Annotated in this window: 4 protein-coding genes; 1 reads left to right on the forward strand and 3 read right to left on the reverse strand. The window is 33.9% G+C overall.

Annotated elements, in window-relative coordinates; genetic code table 11:
- Positions 1-115 precede the first annotated feature (115 nt).
- Positions 116-505 carry a competence protein ComJ gene (gene comJ / locus AC1DJR_RS24685; RefSeq protein ID WP_002088359.1) on the reverse strand — a complete coding sequence of 130 codons (390 nt, stop codon included), beginning with the start codon at positions 503-505 and terminating at the stop codon, positions 116-118.
- A gap of 39 nt (positions 506-544) precedes the next feature.
- Positions 545-979, reverse strand: coding sequence for a DNA-entry nuclease (nucA, locus tag AC1DJR_RS24690; RefSeq protein ID WP_002014817.1), 435 nt, complete (start codon positions 977-979; stop codon positions 545-547).
- Positions 980-1,215: 236 nt separating this feature from the next.
- On the opposite strand from nucA, the gene AC1DJR_RS24695 reads away from it, so the two are divergent.
- Entirely contained in the window at positions 1,216-1,959 is a 744-nt protein-coding gene (locus AC1DJR_RS24695; protein WP_002014816.1) for a DUF3967 domain-containing protein, read from the forward strand.
- A gap of 58 nt (positions 1,960-2,017) precedes the next feature.
- On the opposite strand, the gene kinB is transcribed toward AC1DJR_RS24695, so the two are convergent.
- Positions 2,018-2,871 (reverse strand): sporulation sensor histidine kinase KinB (gene kinB / locus AC1DJR_RS24700; RefSeq protein WP_477003731.1); only part of this gene is annotated, 854 nt, incomplete at its 5' end.

Here is a 2,871-nt window from a genome sequence, read left to right on the forward strand (position 1 = left end):
AAGTTATACCTGCTTTAGAGCACATGGTTCAGGCAGCAAAAGACGCTCGTTCTCTCCTAAAAACAAACGCATAATAAAAAAACGTGTTATCCTTCAAAAAGGATAACACGTTTTTTTATTCTACACTCTCAAAATAGAAATCGTATTGTACTTTATACAATTCATCGTCTGATGGCTCTTCAAGAGGAGTTGCCTGCAAGACTATCATATATTCCCCGTTCGGAATAGGAATATGATATTTATTAGAAAGAATACTTGTTATATATACTTCTTCATTCTTCACTGTGAAAGGAACTGATATCGTTCTAACCACTTCTTCTTTCTCAATATGATTTCCACAAGTAACTTCCACTTCACAAGTATAGTCAGAGATTGCTTCAAAAATAATAGCTCCATCCACCTCAGCATAGCCTCTTTCAAAATCTTCAGGAGTCCAATCTACATAAGGCTGCTGACCATCATAGTTCATTATCATTAATTGCGAATATGAAATTGTTAATTCCATAACTATCCCTCTCCTCCACTATGAAATGTATGCCAATTACTATTTCACTTCAAATTTCACACGCGTACCATCTGGATATTTGTCTAGCTTATTCCCTACCCAAGAACCTGCACCGCGGTTATCTGCTGGACTTATATATTCAATATGAGCTCCTTTTCCGCCTTCCTTACACATCGCCATCGGCCATTCATCACGATCATAACCTTTCTTCGTCGGATATGGCGCTAACGATAATTTCCTTCTATCCGCTGCACCATTACGATCAATTGTACACATTTCCGAATGTCCTTCTTTTATAGCATCCGTTATATGTTTCCCGGTCTCTGGATATCGTTCTTTCGGGAACTCTAGAATTTGATCATACGTAGTTGTTTTTTTAGTACTTGTCTCCTCTGGCACAAGTACTTCATATACCGCTACCAAAAGAGAAAGAATTGCAATAATTGAAATGATAATACCTTTAAATTGCTTCATGTGTACCTCCGTGTTCCTACCAATTTCTTTTCCTCAGTTATTATAACAAACTTCTTCTATGTATGTTTTCAGACATTATTTTAGCTCTTCCTCTCCATTCCGCCAAAAACATTCATTTTTCTTCATCTTTTCACTAATGCTGTAGAAAACTAATAACCTTCCGACATTCTTTTTCAAAGGAAGTCCACATAAAAGGTTGAAATGATATATACGATACTTTTTGGGGAGGAACTATCATGGAAGCTATTTATAAAACGAAAGATGTTACAAATAAAACAGGTATCCCAAAACATATAGTCCGAAAATATAGCCAACTCTTAGAGGAACACGGTTATATCATTTCAAAAACAGCTGATGCTCGTATTTATAAATTGGATGATTTAAAACTATTGAAATCTATACATGAAAGAGCTGCTACATTACAAGAGGACATTTCAGAAACAATACCTATTATTTTAAAAGAAAAAGAAGCCCCACCTGTACCTGTTATTCAAGATAAACAAGAAGTGCAACCAAAAGAAGATGGGCGTAACTTTGAGGAGTTCATGCTAAAACTTGAAATGCTTGCTCAATTAAATGAAGCAATTATTCATCAAAACTCTACTCTCATTACACAAAATCGTTTAAAAGACGAGAAATTAGATGAACTAATGCAACAAGTTTATGTAAAAGAAGGCTCACAAGAAAAAATGTTACAAGATCTAGTTGTTCACGCCGCTCAAACAGATGCACTCCAAAAAGAAAAGATGGACTTATTAATGAATCATATGTATAAGCGAGAATCCAAACAAGAAGAAAAAATGAATAAACTTGTCAATCAAATTTACAATAAAGACAGCAACCGTGATACACAACTTATGCAAGTTATTCGTGAAATTCAAGAAACAAAAAGATTAGTCGCCGCCTCAAAAGAGCAAAGCTTCTTTCAATCATTTAAAAGTTTATTCGTTCGAACAAAACAAGAAAAAATAAATGAATGAAATTTTGTAACTTTTTCTAATGCACGAAAAATAAAAAGTTACCTTCTATCGGTAACTTTTATTCCTTATATCGTACAGCTGGCAATATAATAATAGCTTCAGTTCCTTTTCCGCTTTCACTTTTATATTCCAATGTGCCATTATGCGCTTGTAAAATACTAAATGTTACCATAAGGCCTAATCCTGTTCCTTTTTCTTTTAAAGAATAATACGGTTGTCCAAGCCTTACTAACTGTTCTTTTGTCATTCCAACACCACTATCTTTAACTCTTATTATTATCAATTCATCTTTTTGAATAGCTGTTACTTTTAAATACCCTTTGTTTCCTTGAATTGCTTCAATACCGTTTTTAACAACATTCATAATAGCTTGCTTCAATTTCGTCTTATCGCCGATAGTATAAAGGCTCTCAGAAATCTCAACTTGCAAATAAACGCCCTGCATCGCTGCAAATGATGACATAAGAGTTGTCATTTCAATTAATTGTGCTGATAAACAAATATGTTCTTTTTTTTCAATTTGAGGCCTTGCTAAATTTAAATAATCTGAAATAATTTGTTCAGCACGATCCAGTTCAGCTAATACGAGACGCATATAATCTTTGTTTTTTACGTCTTCCGTACTCTCTAGCAATTGAATAAACCCTCGTACAACAGTGAGAGGGTTTCGAACTTCATGTGCAACACTTGCAGCTAACTCACTTACAATATTAAGTTTTTCTGATTTTTGCATTTCTGTACGCAATAATGCATTTTCGTTTAAATACTCAGTCAAATACACTTGAAATACCATTGTCATAACCATAATAAGTGATGCAAATATATACCCACTATATAGATTAGATATGTACGGTGTAAAACCTGTTTCTAAAAGGACATTCAACATCCCGACTACTAATGAAACAAGAACAT

This window comes from Bacillus sp. 05T31, assembly GCF_056396725.1.